We start from the raw sequence: 20820 nt of genomic DNA, 5'->3' as shown, positions 1-20820 counted from the left end.
ATCACATCCTTTGAAACGCAGGCGACGACAGGATCAGCGCCACGCCCTCGGCCCGCGTCTGGGCGGCGCGGGCGGCGAAACTCAGCGCCTCTGGCGCAGGGCGGGCCAAGGCGGCGGGCAATAAATCGCGCGGGTCCGGCAGAGTGCGCGTCAGCACCCGCGGAACGTTCAGTGCCCATTGCAACCGGCCTGCCAGACGCTGCGGGGTGATCCAATCCTCATCCGCCTCGGGCCAGCCATCCGGGCCTTCGGGCCGCGTCCAAGGCTGCCCCATCAGCGCCAGCGGCTGCTGCAACAGCAAGCCCAGCTTGTCGCTTTGGCGCAGGGGAAGGTCACGGATATCCAGCACCCGCAGGGCAGAGCCGATGAAATCCAGCGGCTGCTTAACGTTGCCCTGCCCGTCCCACGCCATCGGGTGGTCCAGCATCGCCGCATACATTGGGACCAGATCGCCCTTGGCCGCGGTATAGGCATTGGCCATGGCAACAACCAACTCCGCCTGCGGATCATCGCCTACGAAATGCACGGCCAGCTTGTGCGCCAGATGCAGCGCCGTCGCGGGATGCAGCGCCAAATCCTGCAAGGCGGCGTCGATGTCATCCAAGCTCGCCTTGTCCCCGCCGTAGGACACGCCCAGCACCGTCTCGGGCCCCGGTTCAGCCATATTGTCACGAAAGACGAACCCCTGATCCGGGTGATAGGACAGCCCCGTCAAAAGCAGGGCAAAGTCGCGCACATCCTGCTGCGTGTAAGGGCCGCCAGTGCCAAGGGTGTGCAGTTCCAACATCTCTCGGGCAAGGTTTTCGTTCACCCCGCGCCCCCGCCCGCCTTTGGAATTCGGGCCGACGCTGCGCACCTGATCAAGGTACAGCAACATCATCGGCGCCCGCGCCACGGCGCGCAGCATTTCGGGGAAGGACCCGGCAACATAGGGGCGGATCGTGTCCTCGACATAAGGGGCCGCGCCAAACCGCAGCAACCCGCCTTTGCCGACGACCGTAAAGTGATCGGCCCAGAAGGCCGTCAGACGTTCGCGGAACCCATCGGTCGTGACCACGCGCCGCAGCAGCGTCTGCGCCAGCCAGCGCCGTTCGTCCAATCGCGCCTCGCGCTGCAGATCGCGCATGTCACGCTGCGCGGTACGGCTTTCGTTTCGCGCCTGTGCCAATTGCCGCTCTAGGACCACGCGCTGCTGAAAATCAGCGTAGCGGTCAATGGGATAGGCCTGTGCCGCCTGATCCGGCCCCGTCAGTCGCGCCAGCACATCATCCGCCGTCGCGGGTGGCGCGATGCGCGGGTGCAGCCCGCAGCCAAATCGGACATCGGCCAGTTTCGGTTCGAAGGACATGACGCTCCTGCCGCTTTGGGGTCACCGCCCCATTGGTCACAGCATACCACCGACCGGCCCGTCCTGCACCACGGCGTGTCGGGTTTCGTGGTCAACAAAACGTTTCGACTGCCACACCATAGGGAACCCCGGGGCGCTCCAAAGGTTATTTGATCAACCCACCTTTCGACAGGAGAGCCGAATGCCATCCATTTATGACGCCATCAAACAGGACCACGCCCGCCACCGCGAGCTGCTGGATCGTATCGCCGAAACCGAAGGCGACAGCAAAGACCGCCGCGAGGCTTGGGAAGAATTTTACCGGGACGTCAAAAGCCATTCCGCCGCCGAAGAAGAGACCTTTTATTCCAAGCTGATCCAACAGACCTGGGGTCAGGACGCGGCACGCCATTCGGTGCACGAACACGCGGAAATGGACGAAATTCTGGAAGAGCTACGTGAAATGGACATGTCGTCGCCGGGCTGGCTGACGCGGTTCAAAACGCTGAAGCACGATTACGAACACCATATGGAAGAGGAAGAAAACGAAGTTTTCAACCGTGCCAAAGAGGTGATCGGCGAAGAAGAGAACGACGCCTATGGTGAGAAATTCCAGACCCGCAAGTCCAAGGAATTGGGCCTGATTGAGGAAAAGCGCGAAGACGCGCTGGAAGACTGATCCATCTTTGCAAAACGCCGATATGCGCTTTGCAAACTCTACCGACGCCGCGCCATAACTCGGGCGCGGCGTTCCCACGTGTAGCGGGGATCGTCCGGCACCCGGGCCCAGAACAGATCACCGGAATGCCGCCAAGGGTCGAGGACGATACCCTGCTCCATCGTGGCGCCCTTGGCCGAGATGACGACGGTGGAATGATCGATCAGAACGCTCGTCGCATTGGCAATCGCCCGGTGCAGGTCCAGCGTCTGAAATTGCTCTTGCGCCAGCCGGGCCTGCAGATCATCCGCCCAATGCCAACAGAGCCCGCGCGGTCGCAGCCCCATGTTGACCTTGGTATTATGCACCAGCGGCGGATCGGTGACGCCGTACTGCCGTTTCAACTCTAGCGAATAAAGCACCGCGATCTGCGCCGCCGTCGCCGCCTCGGCCGCATCGACGGGGCCGAGGGCGGCAATCGCCTGCGTCAACGCCGCAATCTTGTCTACTGGTCCTTGCACGACAGGCGGCGCCATGCAGCCCGCAAGGCCACCCGCTGCCAACAGCAGAAATCCGCGACGTTTCAGTGATCTCACATCCATGCCACCGACATTGCCGACGGCAGGTTTCGCGTCAACTCAACTCTGCCTTAACGCTTGTTTCAGACCTTATGTTCCTATAATGTTCTAGGTGACCCCAAACCCGGAACCATGCAATATGTTGGACATGAGCAGCGATCCTTCCCTAGATTTTGCGCAGTTTCTGAACGGCGACAAATTCGGCACTGTCATGGCCGACCCGCCGTGGCGCTTTGCCAATCGCACCGGAAAGGTCGCGCCGGAACACAAGCGTCTGTCGCGCTATCCTACGATGACGCTTGAAGATATCTGCGCGCTGCCCGTTGCCGATCATCTGGAAGATCGCGCGCATTGCTACCTTTGGGTGCCCAACGCGCTGCTGCCCGAAGGGCTGCAGGTGCTGTCGTCTTGGGGATTCGAATACAAATCCAACATCATCTGGCACAAGATCCGCAAAGACGGCGGATCGGACGGCCGCGGCGTGGGGTTCTACTTTCGCAACGTGACCGAAATCCTGCTGTTCGGCACCAAGGGCAAGAACGCCCGCACGCTGGATCCGGGTCGCAGCCAGGTGAACATGATGCAGACGCGTAAGCGTGAACATTCCCGCAAACCTGATGAGCAGTACAAGCTGATCGAGGATTGTTCTTGGGGTCCATATCTTGAGATGTTCGGCCGGGGCGTGCGCGAAGGCTGGACCGTCTGGGGCAATCAGGCGGATGCAGATTACAAGCCCGGCTGGAAAACCTACGCCTATAACTCTGGCGTCGCCGCAGAATGATTGGCAGCACCGGGGCGCTGTAGCTTTCGGTTAGGCGGTTATTGCGACTACGCGCGGGAATAGATCGACGCGCAGGGCATCCAGTCGTCGCTGTTCAGACGCAAACCATTCGATACCCGAAACCTCCGCTAGACCCGCACCCGTGGGGCAAGCGTCACGCCGTTTCAGCGGCCGCAGCGAGTTCGTTCATCAACCGCCGCTCCTCTTCGACCTTCGGCTTGGTGAAACGGGCCAACAGCAGGTAGACCACCGGCGTCAGGTACAGCGTCGACACAGTCGCAAGACCAAGCCCACCGACAATGACCCAGCCAAGCGCTTCACGCGCTTCGGCCCCCGCACCGGCCGACAGGATCAGCGGAACGCCCCCCAGAACGGTCGAGGTCATGGTCATCATCACAGGGCGCAAGCGGATTGTCGAAGCCTCTAGGATCGCCGTGTGAATATCTCTGCCCCGGTCTCTTAACTGGTTGGCGAATTCCACGATCAGAATCCCGTTCTTGGCCATGATCCCTATCAGCATCACCAATCCGATCTGCGAATAGACGTTCAGCGACATGCCCGACAGCACCATCGCAATCGCCGCACAGGCAAGGCCAAGCGGCACGGTCGACATCACGACCACCGCCGATACGAAGCTTTCGAATTGGGCCGACAGAACCAGAAACACGACGACGATGGCAAAGCCGAAGGTCATGAACATCCCCGACGAGGTCTGATCCAGCGTGGCGGCTTCGGCCAAGGGAACGATGCGATTTTCTTCGGCAAGGATGTCTTCACCGATACGCTCGACCTCGGCCATGGCGGCGCCAAGGGACATCTGCGGCGTCAGGCTGGCCGAGATTTCGACGGATCGGTTCTGGCCTTCGCGGTTCAACTCGGGCGCCACCGCCCGTTCAGACAGCTGCACGAAGGTCGACATGGGGATCATCTGCCCGTCACCTGCCCGGACAAAGACATTTTCCAGATCGGACGGATCGTCCACCGGGTTGGACGTCGACACCATCTGGATGTCGAAGGAGGTGTCGTCGATGAACAACTCCCCGACAGAGCGTCCGTCCAGCACCGCCCGCAGCGCTTCGCCCAGCCCCGAGATATCGACACCAAGGTCAGACGCCCGACGGCGATCGATTTCGATGAAAAGCTGCGGCATGGTCGTCTCAAACTCCAACCGGGCCGCCCCGAAGTCTGGATTCTCCGACATTCGGGCCACCAGCGTTTCCGCCACTTCGGCAAGCTGGTTATAGTTGTTGCCGGTAATCGCAAAGGACAATCCACGCCCCGCGCCCCGGATCCCCAAAGAGTTCGGCTGGATCACAAAGGCGCGCAGGCCGATGACTTTGCGCTGCGCCGCGTTGATATCGCTGGCGATTTCGTCCTGACTGCGGCTGCGCTGATCCCACGGCGACAGGGTCATCACCATGAACCCGCGCGACGTATTTCCGCCCCAGCCGGTGATCGAAAAGACGTTGGTGATCTCTCCGCTATCGCGCAGCGGCTGAATGCCTTCTTCGATTTCGGCCATCTTGCCAGTGGTGTAGCTGAGCGCCACGCCCTGGGGTGCAGTGATCGACAACAGCACCACGGCGCGGTCTTCGCGCGGGGTCAGTTCGTTTCGGATACCGCCGGACATGAACCACGCTGTCATAGCAAACAGGCCTGCGATCAGAAGGACCACGAAGGGCATCTTCAGCGCGAACACCAGCGTGCCGCGGTAGAACCGCGCCAGAACGCCGCCCAGCCACATAACCGGCCCGCGGGGGTTTTCCTTGACCGGCTTGGTCAAAAGACGGCTGGCCAGCACCGGACACAACGACAGCGCCACGATCGACGACAGCAGCACCGCGATAGCGAGCGTAAAGCCGAATTCGCGGAACAGACCGCCGACCTGTCCGGGCAGGAACGACAGGGGCACGAAAACCGCCGCCAGCGTCGCGGTCGTCGTGACCACGGCAAAAAATACCTCTTTGGTTCCGATGACAGCGGCGGCGCGCGGTCCGGTGCCCATGGACCTGTGGCGCTCGATGTTTTCAAGCACGACGATGGCATCATCGACGACCATGCCCGTGGCCAGAACCAGCGCCAGAAGCGTCAGGATGTTGACCGAGAACCCGACAAGATACAGCGCCGCAAGGGTGCCGATCAGCGCGACGGGCATACTTAGCGCGGGGATCAGCGTGGCGCGAATATCGCGCAGAAACAGGAAGATGATGCCAATGACGATCGCCACGGCAAGGCCGAGCGTTTTCAGCACCTCTTCGATTGAACCGTTGATGAAATTGGCGTCGTCCGAGGTGATGAAAATATCCACGTCTTCAGGCAGGCTGCCGGACAATTCATCGACCACACGGCGCACGTTTTTCGAGATCTCAAGCGTGTTGGACGTGGCCTGCCGGATCACACCGATCCCGATCCCGGTTTCGCCATTGGCCCTAAGCACGGTTTCGTTCGGCGCAGGCCCAAGCGACACGCTGGCCACATCCCCCAGTAGCACATTGTCGGCGACTTCAAGTTCCTCAAACGCCTCGGCCGTTGAGATCAGCGCGGTTGTCCGCACGTTGATCCGTTGCCGTTCGCCAGTCAAATCGCCAGCAGGCACGTCAAAGGCGACGGTGCCAAGCGCGTTTCGCAGGTTGGCTAAGGTCAGCCCCCGCGCCGCCAGCTTGCGTTGATCGATATCGACGCGAAAGATCGGTTCCCGGTCGCCGTAAATCTGCAGGTCGGCCACCCCAGTGGTCGAGATCAGGCGATCCTCTACCCGGTCCGCCACGATCTGCGTCAGCTCTTGCGGGGACCTCGTGCGCGAGGTGACGGCTAGGCGCAGCACGGGCTGAGCATTGGCATCGGCTTTGACGATCCGCGGATCCTCGGCCCCGTCGGGCAGTTGGCTGACGATGCGCGCCATGGCATCGCGGGTATCCGTTGCCGCCACATCAAGATCGACGTCATCCCCGAACTCCAGCGTCACGCGGCTGCGGCCATAGCGGGAATTCGACGACAAAGACCGGATGCCAGACACGCGCCCGACCGCCCCCTCGACGCGGGCGGTGATTTCTTGATCCACCGTTTCGGGGGACGCACCGGGAAAGCTGGTCGTGACCGTGACAACCGGGCGGTCCACGTCGGGAAGTTCCCTGATTTCGACGCCCGCCAGCCCGGCAAGGCCTGCGATAACGATCAGAGAAGACAGGACATAAGCAAGGATCGGACGGCGCACAAACAGCCCGATGCCACCGCCGGCCTCTTTTGGCGATGATGGCGTTTTGGCAGCGGTCTCTGGTTCTTGGCTCATCTTGTCTTGGGTCACTGGGTCTGACATTCGCTGCCCCCGGAGTTGGCGGCACAGGCCGCGGCGTCACTTCCGGGTGCGGGTAGCTGTTGCGCCACGTTGACCTCTGCCCCGGGGCGAAGTGTCTGAACCCCTTCGATTACCACCGGCTCTCCTGCCTCCAGATCGGCTGCGACTAGCACCGCGTCGGCATTACGTTGGCGGATGTCGACCGGAACACGCGTCGCAACGCCATCACGGACCGCCCAGACGAAGGCGCCGTTGCTGGACCATTGCACCGCCAGAGGATCGACCGTCGGGTAGGCATCGCCTTCGAAGGACAGGTTAACCGACAGCGACATGCCATCGCGCAGACGGTCACCTTCGTTCGACAGTTGGGCCAGCACGCGGACCGTACGGCTGTTCCGATCGACCATGTTGTCGATGGCGACCAATTCCCCGCTTAGCTCCACCCCCGGCAAGGCGAGCGGTTGCGCTTGGATCGTCATCCCCGGCTGCAATTGCGCCAACGCCCGTTCCGGCACACGGAACTCAACCTGAATTTCGCTACGGTCTGACACCACCGCCAATTCGTCGGCCGTGCTGACACGGTCGCCGACCTCGTATTCCAACAGCCCCATCCAGCCCGAGATGGGCGCAAGGACAAGACGCTGCTCCAGATCGAACTCTGCCTGCCGCACGCCAAGTTCAGCGTTGCGCAGCGCCAGTTCCGCCTGCCGCAGGGCAACGGCGGTCGCTGATCCCGCCTGACGCAGTTGCTCCAACCGCCGCGCGTCTTCCTGCGCATCCGCCAGCACCAGACGCGCACGTTCCAGCGCGATGCGCTCGGCCTCGTCGTTCAGACGGAAAATGACGGTGTCATCTTCGACCTTTTCGCCGGGCCGGAACCCGATTTCGGTGATCCGCCCGCTGGCTTCGGCCCTGACATTGACCGACCGCAGCGCACGCCCGTCGCCAATCGCGGTGATCCGATCATTCAGCGCCCCGGTGCCGACGGCTGCGGTTACCACCATAGTCGGCCCGCCCGGCCCGAACCTGCGCGCGGACGACCCGCTTTCCGATGCCTGCGCCGGAGGCAATCCAAGCAATTCCGTCACACCATATTTCTCAAGCCAAGGCCGCGCAGACGGCACCTGTGTCACCCACAAGGCGACAAAAGCCCCGATCACGATAGCCGCCAGTAGGATCTGGCTAAGAAAGGCCTTGAGCCACGAAAGCCGCATTAGACGTTGTCCCTATCAATCAGGAAGCCAAATACAGCCGCTCCCAGGTCGCAGAATGCGCGAAGCGTACCAGCAAGTCTTGTCGCCGCACAATGAAATGCGCCGGGTTCAGCCGGGATGCGCGATCAAAGAAAATTGTACTGGTTAAAACGTGACGGCGATCTAAGCGCCGAGGTTTGGTGAGTAAGACCGCAGCGCCCCGGGTGCCTGTCAGGCGGCTGGATCAAAGCTGACGTTCACCCTACACGGCGCGACAGATTACGTATCGAACAGCCCCGGCGCTGCGGCCTCCACCTCTGGTGCGGCGTCCGAGATGATGCCAAGCGGCAGCCCGATCAACACCAGCGGACAGGGATTGCCAACGCCGCGCCGGATGCGGTCCTCCAGCTTGGCCCAGTGCGTCGTCGAGGGGCCGAACTTGTCCGCCGTGAAGGCACCGGCGAAGGCTTCGTGGAACGGGGTGCCGCGGCTCACCTGCGCGGCGACGCGGGATTTCTGCCGCGCTGTGCGGTCGCCGATGCCAAGGCGTTCCAGATCATCTTCGGACGTCAGCGCATTGTCGTGCAGCCAATCGGTGATGCGGGTGCGGATACCGTCCTGAAACGACGCCCCGCGCGTGACGATGATGCCGACCGAAATGGCCGACAGCGCGTGCAGCCGCTGAAAATTCTCAAGATCCCGGTCGAAAAACGGATCCTTGTTGTTCCATTCGACCTCTAGCGCCAGCGCACCGGGATCGCAGAACCGCACATGGTCGACCTCGTGGCTGATGCCCTCGCGTTCGATGCCGTCGACGATGGTTTGGACATGGAACCGATGCTTGCGCCAACCAGCATCATGCAGCGCGTGACGCAGACGTTGGGTCTGGCCGCTTTCGCCGCCGCCGCCGCCGATCAGCTCGGCCATCGAGACGCTGAACCCCGACAGCCGCTCGGCCAAGGCCGCAGCCTCTGACGCGAAATCATGGGTCAGGATCGCGCCCGCGTGGTTGGTCACGGCAACGTCAAACCCGTGATCTTGCAACTGTTCGAACATGCCACCCCCGATGCCTGCCACCAAAGATCCTGTACGCGCGTGCCGGAAACAAGAGCCAGAGTGGCGATTTCCCGCGCAGCGACACAAAAAAACTTGAGAAATTTTTAGAGATCGCGATGGTGCCGTGAGCTTCCCGTGAAGAGTGAAGCAAGTTTTGGCAGATATTTGAGGGACACATGAGCGTAAAACGCGCTTGGACTATGGGTAAATTGCGGCTGGCCGCAGGTGCCCTGTTGTTGCTGGGGGCCGCCTGTGCCCATCATTCGCCGCAGGAGGCCGCCGACCGCGCCGTTCTGAACATGGAACTTCGCGAGATGGCAATTGCCGAGGCCAACTCCAAAAACGCCCGTGGTGTGCGTGTTTGGTGTGTGCCTTTCGCCCGGACCGCCAGTGGCGTCGAAATCCGCGGCAATGCGAACACGTGGTGGGGTCAGGCTGCTGGTCAGTTCGAACGCTCCAAGAAACCGCATGTCGGGGCCGTGATGGCCTTTGCCGCGACCTCTGGCATGCCGATGGGCCATGTCGCCGTCGTGTCGCAAAAGATTGACGACCGCACGATCCGCATCGACCACGCCAACTGGCACCGCAACAAGGTGTCCTTGGGTATGGGCGTCATCGACGTGAGCGAGAAAAACGATTGGTCCCGCGTGCGCGTTGAAACCAACCCCGGCCAATACGGCAAGGTTTATCCGATCAACGGGTTCATCCTGCCAAACTCGGACGTTTGATCCGGGTCACCACCTCCAGCGGGGGCAATAGCCCTCGCTGATCATGACCTCTCCGACATCGCGACCGTCGCCAAGCGCGCATTCCCCGACCTCCCGGTCATAGGATTTGCGCCCTTCCAGCGTGCAGGTCATCTGCTGGCCGCGCACCAGCTTGCGCATGTGATCCGACGCGCGCCGCCCATCGCTGGTCCCGCGTTCTGCGCAATCCAGCTTGGCCAGCCGGACGGGCACACCCGCAACCTCGATCGTGTCGCCATCGCGGACGTGCGTCACAGGGCCGGACAGCGCCTTATCAGGGGCGATAAGGCTATGGAGTTCCTTGAGAATCCCGTCTTGCTTCCATGCCAGGAAGAACACAGCGAAGACCACCAGCCAGACATACCCGGGGGTGCCCTGCCGGCCCCGGCGTCTACTTTTCCTGGGGCGGGACGAGATGGGGATGATATTGCTCATCCCTACGCCTTAGCCCGTGATTTGGTCAGGAATTTGGCGGTCGATTGCGCGCTGCGCGCACGGCTTGGAAGTCTTCCCAGACGTAGTCCGGATCGACATCGGAATAGCCCCGATGCGCAACCATCTGCTGTGCCTCTGACCGTTTCATCGTCATACAGGCCGCTGTGTCGCGGATGGCGATAACTTCATCCTTGGTCAAGGGGGCGCCCTTGTCTTCTTCGGCCACCAACAGCACCGCGACCAGCGCCGGAGTGAAGATCATGACGATGGGGTCGTCCGGGTTAGTCTGCGATCTGTCGTGATCCATCATTTCGCCTGCCTAAGACATGACACGGGCAGATGCCCTGCCCCTTCGCATTCAATCATCCAATGCGATGATCAGCGCCAGCGAAATCCGATGCCACGATGCGGCAGACAAAGAAAAGGCGGGGAAACCCCGCCTTTCAATGTTTGATAGGTGTCGCAGTTTACTCCTGCGGGATGACCCGCAAAGACAGCTCCATCAGCTGGTCGGAGGTCGGTTCCGACGGCGCGCCCATCATCAAGTCTTCGGCGCGCTGGTTCATCGGGAACAGCATCACATCGCGCAGGTTGTCTTCGTCTGCCAGCAGCATGACGATCCGGTCCACACCCGCCGCGCAGCCACCGTGGGGCGGTGCGCCGTATTGGAACGCGTTGACCATACCGCCAAAGCGTTTGGTGACTTCTTCCTTGGGATAGCCTGCGATTTCAAAGGCTTTGAACATGATCTCGGGCTTGTGATTCCGGATCGCGCCGGACACGATTTCATAGCCGTTGCACGCCAGATCGTACTGGAAGCCTTTGACGGACAGCGGGTCCGATTCCAGCGCTTCCAACCCACCCTGCGGCATGGAAAACGGGTTGTGTTCGAAATCGATCTTGCCGGTTTCTTCGTCCTGTTCGTAGATCGGGAAATCCACGATCCACGCAAAGGCATAGCGATCCTTGTCGGTCAGGCCCAGTTCTTCGCCGATGACGTTGCGGGCGCGGCCTGCGACGGCCTCGAACGACTTGGGCTTGCCACCCAAGAAGAACGCCGCGTCGCCGACACCAAGTCCCAGCTGCTGGCGGATCGCTTCGGTCCGCTCGGGGCCGATGTTCTTGGCCAGCGGGCCTGCGGCTTCCATGCCGTCGCCCTGATCGCGCCAGAAGATATAGCCCATACCCGGCAGGCCTTCTTTCTGCGCAAAGGCATTCATCCGGTCACAGAATTTGCGGCTGCCGCCCGTCGGCGCGGGGATGGCACGGATTTCGGTGCCGTCCTGTTCCAGCAGCTTGGCAAAGATCGCAAAGCCGGAACCTGCGAAATGCTCGGACACAACCTGCATTTCGATCGGGTTGCGAAGGTCGGGCTTGTCGCTGCCGTACTTCAGCGCCGCATCAGCGTAGGAGATCTGCGGCCACTCTGCCGGGGCGTCGACCTTCTTACCGCCGCCGAATTCTTCGAACACACCACCCAGAACAGGCGCGATCGTGTCGAAAACGTCTTGCTGCGTGACGAACGACATCTCCATGTCGAGCTGGTAGAAATCGGTGGGCGACCGGTCAGCGCGCGGGTCTTCGTCGCGGAAGCAGGGCGCGATCTGGAAATACTTGTCAAAGCCCGACACCATCAGCAGCTGTTTGAACTGCTGCGGGGCCTGCGGCAGGGCGTAGAACTTGCCCGGATGCAGACGCGACGGCACAAGGAAGTCGCGCGCGCCTTCGGGCGAGGATGCCGTGATGATCGGCGTCTGGTATTCACGGAAGCCCTTGTCCCACATACGTTTCCGCATCGACGCGACAACGTCTGACCGCAGCGTCATATTGCGCTGCATCACGTCGCGGCGCAGGTCAAGGTAACGGTACCGCAGGCGGGTTTCTTCGGGGTATTCCTGATCGCCGAAAACCATCAGCGGCAGTTCCTTGGACGCGCCCAGCACTTCCATATCGCGGATGAAAACCTCGATCTCGCCCGTGGGGATCTTGGCGTTCACCAAAGACGCATCGCGCGCCTTCACGTTGCCGTCGATCCGGATACACCATTCGGACCGAACCTTTTCGACCTCGGCAAACACCGGGCTGTCGGGGTCACACAGAACCTGCGTCACGCCGTAATGGTCGCGCAGGTCGATGAACAGAACACCGCCGTGATCGCGCACCCGATGCACCCAGCCCGACAGGCGGACGGTGTCGCCCACATTGGCGGCGGTAAGGTCGGCGCAGGTGTGGCTGCGATACGGGTGCATGGGCAATTTCCTTATGTCTCGGGACATCAAATCCGGCTTGGGCCGATACACATGGTCAGCGCCCGGAAGTCAAGCAGAACGGGGCGCGGCGCGGGCCTTAGGCGTCCAGCAACGCCTGCGCGGCCAGCGGATCGGCATAGGCGATGCGCCCGCCGGTGATGGTCAGGCCGATCCGCCGCGTGGCCGGGTTGATCGCCACCAGATCGGCGCGCATGCCCGTGGACAGTGCCCCCCGATCCGTCAGGCCCAGCATCTGCGCGGGCCCGGTGGTCACCAGCGCCCAAGCGGCATCTTCGCCTATCACTGGCGTCAGGCTGGTGACCGCCTGATAAAGCGCAGGGTAATGGTAATCGGACGCCAAAGCCGTGCAGAGCCCTTCGCGGATCAGATCGGTTGCAGAAACCTTGTTCTGATGCGACCCGCCCCGGACAACGTTCGGCGCGCCCATGACGATCGGGTCGTGATGTGCGGCGGCGTCCAGCGCGGCGTCATGGCTTTCCGGAAATTCGGACACTTTCAGCCCCATGGCGCGCGACGACTGGCGGGCCTCGGCATCGCCGTCATCATGGCTGCCGGTCAGAACGCCCTGTCCTGTCAGGCTATTGGCCATCTTGGTGACGGCCTCTGGCACATCGTCACGACGGGCGTGCAGCGATTGCAACAACTCCAGATGCGCCTCGGGAGATCGGCCGGATTTCAACGCCTGCCCGGTCAGGCGCGGCGGGCGCTTGCCCTTGTCCAGCGCGTCATGGGGGATGTGGTCGTTAAAGACGACGTATGGGATCATAAAGCGGTCGATCAGCCCGGCGATCCGGTCAAAGTCGTCGATCAACGACATCTCGACCCGCAGTTGCACCTGTAGATCGGTGACGGCGTGCTGCCGAGCGTTGACCAGCGCCTCTAGCATCCGTTCCGCAAAATCCGGGCCGCGCATCCCGCCTTCCCAGCTGTAGAACTGCGCAAGGTAGGCGGTGGTGATGCCATTTGCAGCAAGCTCTGTGTCCAGCGATCCGAACCCTAGGGACAGGTCCTTTAACGCGCCGCGCCGTGGGGCCAAGTGACGTTCGAACCCATCACCGTGCACGTCGATCATTCCGGGGCGAATGGTCCAGCCCGGCAAGTGCACAGCACGGCCCGAGGGCTGATCGGCGATTTTGCCGTCCGCAATGGCCAGCGGCGCACCTGACAGGCCGTTGGGCCGATGGATCAGCGCGCCGGCGATATGGAATTCGGGCAGGGTCATGGGAGCGGTTTGGCGCGGCGCGGCGGGAGGATCAAGGGGAGATACCTAACGTCCGTTCAGTTTACTGAGGGCAGCGACCGACCCGGGGTGGCGCGAAAGCGCCGCCCATGGGGGCGGGTCGGCGCTGCCCGGCGTACACGCCGGGCGGGCCAATGACCATTTTCGTCAACCAGATTTCAACGGTCAAAGGTCATCGCGCCCAGGACGACATAATCATAACCCACAAAAGAAAAGGGGCGCCGCAAGCGACGCCCCTTCCCTAATCTTGGCAGTCCAGCACTCGGGCCGGGACCGGCATGAATTACATCATGCCGCCCATGCCGCCCATGCCGCCCATGTCGGGCATGCCGCCGCCTGCGCCTTCTTTGGCGGGCTTGTCGGCAACCATGGCTTCGGTGGTGATCAGCAGACCAGCGATCGAGGCCGCATCTTCCAGAGCGGTCCGGGTCACTTTGGCCGGGTCGATCACACCGAATTTGAACATGTCACCATATTCTTCGGTCTGAGCGTTGAAGCCGAACTTAACGTCGTCGGATTCGCGGATTTTGCCAGCGACGACGGCACCGTCGACGCCTGCGTTTTCAGCGATCTGACGCAGCGGAGCTTCCAGAGCACGGCGCACGATGGCGATACCGGCGTTCTGGTCAGCGTTCGCGCCTTCCAGACCTTCCAGTGCCTTGCCGCCCTGAACCAGAGCAACACCACCACCGACAATGACGCCTTCCTGCACAGCAGCGCGCGTCGCGTTCAGAGCATCGTCCACACGGTCCTTACGCTCTTTCACTTCAACCTCGGTCATGCCGCCGACGCGGATGACAGCAACACCGCCTGCCAGTTTGGCAACGCGTTCCTGCAGCTTCTCACGGTCGTAGTCGGACGTGGTGTCAGCGATCTGGGTGTTGATCTGGGCAACACGTGCTTCGATCTCTGCCTTGTCGCCGTTGCCGTCAACGATGGTGGTTTCGTCTTTGGTGATCGAAACCTTCTTGGCGGTGCCAAGCATGTCCATGGTCACGGATTCCAGCTTCATGCCCAGGTCTTCGGAGATGACCTGGCCACCGGTCAGGATCGCGATGTCCTGCAGCATGGCCTTGCGGCGATCGCCGAAGCCCGGTGCTTTGACAGCCGCGATTTTCAGACCGCCGCGCAGTTTGTTGACGACCAGCGTGGCCAGAGCCTCGCCTTCGACGTCTTCTGCGATGATCAGCAGGGGTTTCTGCGACTGGATCACCTGCTCGAGCAGCGGAACCATCGGCTGCAGCGAGGACAGTTTCTTCTCGTGCAGGAGGATCATACAGTCCTCAAGCTCGGTCAGCATCTTGTCGGGGTTGGTGACAAAGTAGGGCGACAGGTAGCCGCGGTCGAACTGCATGCCTTCGACGACATCCACTTCGGTTTCCATGCCTTTGTTTTCTTCGACGGTGATAACACCTTCGTTGCCGACTTTCTGCATCGCGTCTGCGATCATGCGGCCGATGTTGGCTTCGCCGTTGGCGGAAATGGTGCCAACCTGAGCAACTTCGTCGCTGTCGGTCACGTCACGGGCAGCTGCTTTGATCGCTTCGACAACCTTGGAGGTCGCCAGATCGATGCCGCGCTTCAGGTCCATCGGGTTCAGGCCAGCAGCAACCTGCTTCATGCCTTCTTTGACGATGGCTTGCGCCAGAACGGTCGCGGTCGTGGTGCCGTCACCTGCTTCGTCGTTGGTGCGCGAAGCAACTTCTTTCACCATCTGTGCGCCCATGTTCTCGAACTTGTCTTCCAGTTCGATCTCTTTGGCAACGGACACACCGTCCTTGGTGATACGGGGCGCGCCGAAGGATTTCTCCAGCACAACGTTACGGCCTTTCGGGCCGAGGGTCACCTTCACCGCATCGGCGAGGATGTTGACGCCCTTAAGCATTTTATTGCGGGCTTCGGTGTCAAACTTGACGTCCTTAGCAGACATGTTGTCTCTCCTGACTAGTCGTTGATGTTAAAGCGAGCGAGGGCCATAGCCCGTCGTTCCTCAGGCGATCACGCCGAGGATGTCGCTTTCTTTCATGATCAGCAGCTCTTGGCCGTCCAGCGTGATCTCGGTGCCGGACCATTTGCCGAAGAGGATCTTGTCGCCGGCTTTTACAGCCATCTCGATCAGCTCGCCGCTGTCTTTACGGGCGCCTTCGCCCACAGCAACAACTTCGCCTTCCGCCGGCTTTTCCTTGGCGCTGTCGGGGATGATCAGCCCGCCTGCGGTTTTTTCTTCGCTCTCTACGCGCTTGACCAGCACACGGTCGTGAAGCGGTTTGAATGCCATCTCTGAGGCTCCTTGGCTCAAAGTTTCTCCCTTGCCCCCCGGCCTCGTTAACGACGACCCGGAGGCGTTATCACTCACCCATCGTGAGTGCTAACGGCGCGGAGATAAGGAGCGGGAGCAGGCCTGTCAAGCGTCAGGTGGGATTAAATCTTCGCGACGGAGGGCTGAGGAACGGCCTCGTCATTGGGCAGCGGCGCGGGAAACGCGCACGTTTCATCGCGGCCCTTGGGGGTCAGCACATATACGCCCCGCTCAACCTTTTCAAACCATCCGTAATGATCGTCACGCATGATCGTCGTCGCATTTGGCACGCCGACGGACTTGGCCACCTCGGCGCCGCGGGTCGGGCCATGCTCTGATAGAAATGCAGCACAGCGCAGCGCATCCTGACGATAGGCGGTGACCAGCTTGACGCCCACCGATCCGCCAGCATTCGGATCTCCGACCCGCCGTTGGAACTCACGTAGCAGACGGCCTTTGCGAGGCTTTGACTGACGCGGCGCGAAAGGCCCGGGGTCGCAGTGCACGTCCACGTGACCATCCCGCGGGCGCACCGTCATAAATCCCAATCCCAACCGGCGACACAAAGCGATATGGCCCGCCAGCGCCTTGCGCCCGCGCATCGTCGGCACCGCAAGGTAGACCCAGTCGGTCATCGCCTGCCGCGCCACGCCTTGCTGGACCAGCGTCAGGTTCATCCCCACCTTCAGCTCGACAATCACCGGATCGGGATCGTCGTCGCGCATGGCGACCACGTCGACGCCGGTGACTTCGGCCTTGACCTCGTACCCCTGCGCTTCGAGGAAGGATTTGACCGGGGGATAAAGGTCGGTTTCGCGGATTTTGGCCATCGTGGAATCCTGAAGGATCAGCGGCTTGGGAACAAGCCCGCCCGCCATAGGTTTGATCTGAAGGGGATAGCCCTGTTGCAACTGCGGGACACACCCCATGCTGACATTGATCCTAGTTGTTGCCGTCGTCTCTGCGGCCCTGATCGTCGGGGCGGTCTGGGGGCTTTACGGCCCTTTACCCACCAAGGTCGAAGGTTTCATGGTCGCGCTTGCGGGCGGGGCGCTGATCGTGTCGGTGATGCTGGAATTGATCCAGCCTGCGTCGGACCACCTGCCCCTGTGGCTGTTAAGCCTGTCGGTCGCCACCGGGGCGATCGCCTTCACGACGGCAGACACAGTGCTGGAGAAAAAGACCGAAGGGTCGGAAGGTAAGGGCCTGTTATTGGCCATTACCTTTGACGGCGTGCCGGAAAACCTTGCGCTTGGCGTCGCGCTGATTGGCGCAGGACCGATGGAGGTCGCTGCCTTGGCCGGGTCCATCCTGCTGTCGAACCTGCCCGAAGCCGCGGGCGGTGCGCAGCAGATGGCCAGCAACGGCATGTCGAAACGGCGCACGCTGGTGCTTTGGACGGCGACAGCAGGACTGTTGGCGGCGGCAGCGGTGATCGGGAACCTGGCGCTTCAGGGCGTGGGCCAAGGCCCCTTGGCCGCCATCCGCGCCTTTGCCGCCGGGGCCGTAACCGCATCGCTGGCAACCGAGGTCTTTCCGCAGGCCTATAAAGAAGACCACAAGACCACCGGGATTGCCGTCGCGATCGGACTGCTGACCGCTTTCGCGCTGACCCAACTGGCCTGAGCCTAGGCCGCGCCGTCGCGTGCGGCGTCCTGCCTTAGGCTTTCCTGAATAGACGCTGCAAAGCCCGCCGGATCGGCCCGATAGGCCGCGATGAAATCGGCGGGCACCTCTGTCTTGTCATCCCATGCCTCTGACCAATCGATGATCGACAGGATCACCGGCACAAGGCCCCGGCCCTTTTCCGTCAGCCGATATATCACCCGCACCGCCCAGTCCGGATCTCGGGTTTTGACAAGTATCCCCTCGCCCTCAAGCCACTGCAGACGGTCCGCCAGAATGTTGGTCGAGATACGTTCGCCCGCCCGCGCGAAATCGCCGTAATGCCGCGCGTCGCGAAACATCAGGTCGCGCAGGATCAGCAAAGTCCAAGGATCGCCAAGCACGGTCGCGCCGAACCGCACCGGACATCCATGCCACAGATCAGACCCTCGCTTCGGCATCCAAACCCCTTATTTTCTTATGCTTTCATTCTGCAAGTATTAAAACAGCATTAAAGCTCTGGATTCGCAAGCAATGGATTCAGAATGGATTCCAGATTTCTGGAAACCGAAGTTTCAGCCAGAATTTTCGATCTTTTTGCTTTCATCGCTGCATGCAACCGCCGGGCATTTCGCCCGGGTGACAAGGGGTCCGAAGGCTCCTATAAGGGCGCAAAATCGCCCATCGATACGAGGTTCACGAAAGATGACGATCAAGGTTTTCGGCCATAAATCCCCTGACACGGATTCCACCGGGTCCCCCATCATCTGGGCGTGGTACCTGTCCGAAGTGCGCGGCACCCCCGCCACCCCCGCCCTGCTGGGCGAGCCCAATACCGAAGCGGCCTTCGTCGCGGAAAAGTGGGGTTTTGATAAGCCCGAGATCATCAGCGGCGTTGCGACAGGCGAACAGGTCGTCATCGTAGACACCAACAACCCGGCGGAACTGCCCGACAATATCAATGACGCGGACATCATCCAGATCATCGACCACCATAAACTGACCGGCGGTCTGGAAACCAAGGCCCCGATCGATATCACGATCAAGCCGCTGGCCTGCACCGCGACCATCATGCACAACCTGATGGGCGACAACGCCGACAAGATGCCCGATAACATCAAAGGCGCGATGCTGTCCTGCATCCTGTCCGACACGCTGGAATTCCGGTCGCCCACCACGACCGATCAGGACAAGGACTTGGCGATCCAGCTGGCGAAAGAGCTGAATATCGACCTGTCGGCCTATGCCTCTGAAATGTTTGAAGCAAAATCCGACGTCTCGGCCTTTTCCGACGCCGAACTGATCCGCATGGACAGCAAGGAATACGAGGTCGGCGGCACCAAGTTCCGCGTATCGGTTCTGGAAACCACCGCGCCCAAGATCGTGTTGGACCGCAAGGACAGCCTGATGGCGTCGTTCAAGGACGTCGCCGCAGAAGACGGCGTGGACGAGGTTCTATTGTTCGTCGTCGACATTCTGAATGAAGAAGCGACGCTCTTCGTCCCGAACGACCTGATCAAGGGCGTGGCGGAAAAAAGCTTTGGCGCAGAGGTCAGCGGTGACACCGTCGTACTGCCCGGCATCATGTCGCGCAAAAAGCAGATCATCCCGAACCTCAAGGTCTGAGGCCCCGGGAAATCGTATTGGAAAGGGCGCCTTCGGGCGCCTTTTTTTGTTCGTCGGGCTGCAAATTGTCCTGCAACGACGGTGGGGGGTAAAAAGTCGGGATTCTGGAACTGTGTGGCAGGAGATTGTGGATAACTGCTTAAAAAGACTCTCAAATATGTAATCTCATCCCGATCAAAATCACCCCGGAAACCACCATTCGTCCATTCCGCACTGGCCTTCCTTTGCCTCCAAGCCTAGCTTCCCACCAAGCCCTTCAGCACCGGACCTATCATGACCCAGATCATCTCATCGCTCGCCGATATCTCTGACCGCTACGACGCGTTATTCGTCGATCTCTGGGGCTGCGTTCACAACGGGGTCAAAGCTTTCCCGGACGCCTGCGATGCATTGATCGCCTATCGCCAGCGAGGCGGCACGGTGATCTTGGTCACCAACTCCCCCCGCCCGCGCGGATCGGTGGAAAAACAGCTTGATGGGTTTGGTGTCCCGACAGACGCCTGGGACGCTATCGCGACCTCGGGCGACAGCGCCCGCGCCGCCGCCTTTGACGGGGCTGTCGGCCATAAGGTCTATTTCATTGGTCTGGAAGAGGAAAAAGACAGCTTTCTCAAGCCTCTGACCATTCAGGACAAACCTATCCACATCGAAACCGTCCCGCTGGATCAGGCCGAAGGCATCGTCTGTACCGGCCCTTTCGATCCGCTGGCCGATCCCGAAGACCTGCGACCTGGCCTGCTGTATGCCAAGACTAAGGGTCTGAAATTGCTGTGCGCCAACCCTGACATCGTTGTCGACCGGGGCGAGCGGCGCGAATGGTGCGCCGGGGCCGTGGCGCAGCTTTATACCGAAATGGGCGGTGAAAGCCTGTATTTCGGGAAACCACACCCGCCGATCTATGACCTTGCCCGCAGACGCCTTCAGGCGCTTGGCAAATCCGTCGGCCCCGAGGGAATCCTCGCCATCGGGGATGGAATCGCCACGGACATTCAGGGGGCCATGGGCGAAGACATCGACAGCCTGTTCATCACCGGGGGTCTTGCCGCGTCCGAGACGAAGACCAAGGATCAACCCGACCAAGAGGCCCTAAATGCCTATCTGGATAAGGAAAAATCCAATCCGACCTATGCGATAGGCTTCCTGAGATAAATTGCCGCGTGGGGCATGCGGCCCCTTGATTTTCTGCACCAGCAAAGTAATAAAGTTGCCCAATCACGGGCGAACGCAATCATTTATTACCCGCCCACTGAAAAGGTGGAGAACATGTTGGACAACCTTCCGCGCGGCACGATCTGCATTGAAGACATCGAGATGGGGATGATCCGCCATCTGCGCAAAGTCGTCACCGACGAAGATATCGAGATGTTCGCGCAGGTTTCGACCGACCGGAACCCTGTCCATCTGGACGACGACTACGCCCAGGACACGATCTTTGAAGGTCGCATCGCCCACGGCATGCTGACCGCTGGACTGATCTCGGCCGTGATCGGTGAACAGCTTCCGGGTCATGGCACCGTCTACATGGGCCAGACGCTCAAGTTTCTTGCCCCCGTCCGCCCCGGCGACATGGTTCTGGCCGAGGTCGAGGTCATCGACATCGACCACGCCAAGCGCCGCGTGAAACTGGATTGCCGCTGCATGGTCGACGGTAAAAAGGTTCTGATGGGCGAAGCCACCGTGCTGGCCCCGTCGCGCAAGTTCGACTGATCCT

At 61.2% G+C, this 20820-nt stretch carries 20 protein-coding genes; 7 read left to right on the top strand and 13 right to left on the bottom strand.

Annotation, left to right across the window (positions count from 1 at the left end; translation table 11 throughout):
• Position 1: 1 nt before the first annotated feature.
• Positions 2-1348 (bottom strand): DUF1800 domain-containing protein, encoded by a 1347-nt coding sequence (locus ACI3GR_RS13325; RefSeq protein ID WP_407495183.1) that lies wholly within the window; start codon positions 1346-1348, stop codon positions 2-4.
• 181 nt (positions 1349-1529) lie between these two features.
• Here ACI3GR_RS13325 and ACI3GR_RS13320 point away from each other — a divergent pair, with 181 nt between their 5' ends.
• A complete protein-coding gene (locus tag ACI3GR_RS13320; protein ID WP_407495182.1) occupies positions 1530-2006 on the top strand; it encodes a hemerythrin domain-containing protein in 477 nt (158 codons plus the stop codon).
• 38 nt (positions 2007-2044) lie between these two features.
• On the opposite strand, the gene ACI3GR_RS13315 is transcribed toward ACI3GR_RS13320, so the two are convergent.
• A complete protein-coding gene (locus ACI3GR_RS13315; protein ID WP_407495181.1) occupies positions 2045-2587 on the bottom strand; it encodes a hypothetical protein in 543 nt (180 codons plus the stop codon).
• Positions 2588-2711: 124 nt separating this feature from the next.
• Here ACI3GR_RS13315 and ACI3GR_RS13310 point away from each other — a divergent pair, with 124 nt between their 5' ends.
• The gene (locus ACI3GR_RS13310; protein ID WP_407495180.1) at positions 2712-3344 is read left to right on the top strand and encodes an MT-A70 family methyltransferase; all 633 of its coding nucleotides are present in this window, start codon (positions 2712-2714) and stop codon (positions 3342-3344) included.
• 154 nt (positions 3345-3498) lie between these two features.
• Here the strand turns inward: ACI3GR_RS13310 and ACI3GR_RS13305 are convergent, their stop codons facing one another.
• From ACI3GR_RS13305 to ACI3GR_RS13295, 3 genes are all read right to left on the bottom strand, one after another.
• On the bottom strand, positions 3499-6633 hold the full coding sequence (locus ACI3GR_RS13305; RefSeq protein WP_407495581.1) for an efflux RND transporter permease subunit: 3135 nt from the start codon (positions 6631-6633) through the stop codon (positions 3499-3501).
• An 11-nt stretch (positions 6634-6644) separates the two neighbouring features.
• Entirely contained in the window at positions 6645-7853 is a 1209-nt protein-coding gene (locus ACI3GR_RS13300) for an efflux RND transporter periplasmic adaptor subunit (RefSeq protein ID WP_407495179.1), read from the bottom strand.
• Between the two features lie 258 nt (positions 7854-8111).
• Complete coding sequence (locus ACI3GR_RS13295; protein WP_407495178.1) at positions 8112-8909, bottom strand: BglII/BstYI family type II restriction endonuclease; 798 nt, start codon at positions 8907-8909, stop codon at positions 8112-8114.
• 155 nt (positions 8910-9064) lie between these two features.
• Here ACI3GR_RS13295 and ACI3GR_RS13290 point away from each other — a divergent pair, with 155 nt between their 5' ends.
• Positions 9065-9616 carry a CHAP domain-containing protein gene (locus ACI3GR_RS13290; RefSeq protein ID WP_407495177.1) on the top strand — a complete coding sequence of 184 codons (552 nt, stop codon included), beginning with the start codon at positions 9065-9067 and terminating at the stop codon, positions 9614-9616.
• A gap of 6 nt (positions 9617-9622) precedes the next feature.
• Here the strand turns inward: ACI3GR_RS13290 and ACI3GR_RS13285 are convergent, their stop codons facing one another.
• From ACI3GR_RS13285 to ACI3GR_RS13255, 7 genes are all read right to left on the bottom strand, one after another.
• Positions 9623-10069, bottom strand: a complete 447-nt coding sequence (locus tag ACI3GR_RS13285; RefSeq protein ID WP_407495176.1) for a thermonuclease family protein — start codon at positions 10067-10069, stop codon at positions 9623-9625.
• 25 nt (positions 10070-10094) lie between these two features.
• Positions 10095-10376 (bottom strand): hypothetical protein, encoded by a 282-nt coding sequence (locus ACI3GR_RS13280; protein ID WP_407495175.1) that lies wholly within the window; start codon positions 10374-10376, stop codon positions 10095-10097.
• Between the two features lie 160 nt (positions 10377-10536).
• Positions 10537-12318 carry an aspartate--tRNA ligase gene (gene aspS, locus ACI3GR_RS13275; RefSeq protein ID WP_407495174.1) on the bottom strand — a complete coding sequence of 594 codons (1782 nt, stop codon included), beginning with the start codon at positions 12316-12318 and terminating at the stop codon, positions 10537-10539.
• 97 nt (positions 12319-12415) lie between these two features.
• Positions 12416-13561 (bottom strand): alpha-D-ribose 1-methylphosphonate 5-triphosphate diphosphatase, encoded by a 1146-nt coding sequence (locus tag ACI3GR_RS13270; protein ID WP_407495173.1) that lies wholly within the window; start codon positions 13559-13561, stop codon positions 12416-12418.
• 301 nt (positions 13562-13862) lie between these two features.
• Positions 13863-15509 (bottom strand): chaperonin GroEL, encoded by a 1647-nt coding sequence (gene groL, locus ACI3GR_RS13265; protein ID WP_407495172.1) that lies wholly within the window; start codon positions 15507-15509, stop codon positions 13863-13865.
• 60 nt (positions 15510-15569) lie between these two features.
• On the bottom strand, positions 15570-15857 hold the full coding sequence (groES, locus tag ACI3GR_RS13260; protein WP_407495171.1) for a co-chaperone GroES: 288 nt from the start codon (positions 15855-15857) through the stop codon (positions 15570-15572).
• Between the two features lie 143 nt (positions 15858-16000).
• Complete coding sequence (locus ACI3GR_RS13255; RefSeq protein ID WP_407495580.1) at positions 16001-16708, bottom strand: DUF2161 domain-containing phosphodiesterase; 708 nt, start codon at positions 16706-16708, stop codon at positions 16001-16003.
• 97 nt (positions 16709-16805) lie between these two features.
• On the opposite strand from ACI3GR_RS13255, the gene ACI3GR_RS13250 reads away from it, so the two are divergent.
• Positions 16806-17504, top strand: coding sequence for a ZIP family metal transporter (locus tag ACI3GR_RS13250; protein WP_407495170.1), 699 nt, complete (start codon positions 16806-16808; stop codon positions 17502-17504).
• A gap of 2 nt (positions 17505-17506) precedes the next feature.
• Here the strand turns inward: ACI3GR_RS13250 and ACI3GR_RS13245 are convergent, their stop codons facing one another.
• Complete coding sequence (locus ACI3GR_RS13245; protein ID WP_407495169.1) at positions 17507-17944, bottom strand: winged helix-turn-helix transcriptional regulator; 438 nt, start codon at positions 17942-17944, stop codon at positions 17507-17509.
• A gap of 244 nt (positions 17945-18188) precedes the next feature.
• On the opposite strand from ACI3GR_RS13245, the gene ACI3GR_RS13240 reads away from it, so the two are divergent.
• The 3 genes from ACI3GR_RS13240 (at position 18189) to ACI3GR_RS13230 (ending at position 20816) form a co-directional block, all read left to right on the top strand.
• Complete coding sequence (locus ACI3GR_RS13240) at positions 18189-19109, top strand: manganese-dependent inorganic pyrophosphatase (protein WP_407495168.1); 921 nt, start codon at positions 18189-18191, stop codon at positions 19107-19109.
• Between the two features lie 273 nt (positions 19110-19382).
• A complete protein-coding gene (locus ACI3GR_RS13235; RefSeq protein ID WP_407495167.1) occupies positions 19383-20258 on the top strand; it encodes a TIGR01459 family HAD-type hydrolase in 876 nt (291 codons plus the stop codon).
• A gap of 114 nt (positions 20259-20372) precedes the next feature.
• Positions 20373-20816 carry a MaoC family dehydratase gene (locus ACI3GR_RS13230; RefSeq protein ID WP_407495166.1) on the top strand — a complete coding sequence of 148 codons (444 nt, stop codon included), beginning with the start codon at positions 20373-20375 and terminating at the stop codon, positions 20814-20816.
• Positions 20817-20820 lie beyond the last annotated feature (4 nt).

Source organism: Pseudooceanicola aestuariicola, from assembly GCF_045763785.1.
In the GTDB taxonomy this organism is placed as follows: domain Bacteria; phylum Pseudomonadota; class Alphaproteobacteria; order Rhodobacterales; family Rhodobacteraceae; genus Pseudooceanicola.
The sequence above is the reverse complement of the archived record's forward strand: the minus strand, read 5'-3'. Positions and strand labels throughout refer to the sequence as shown.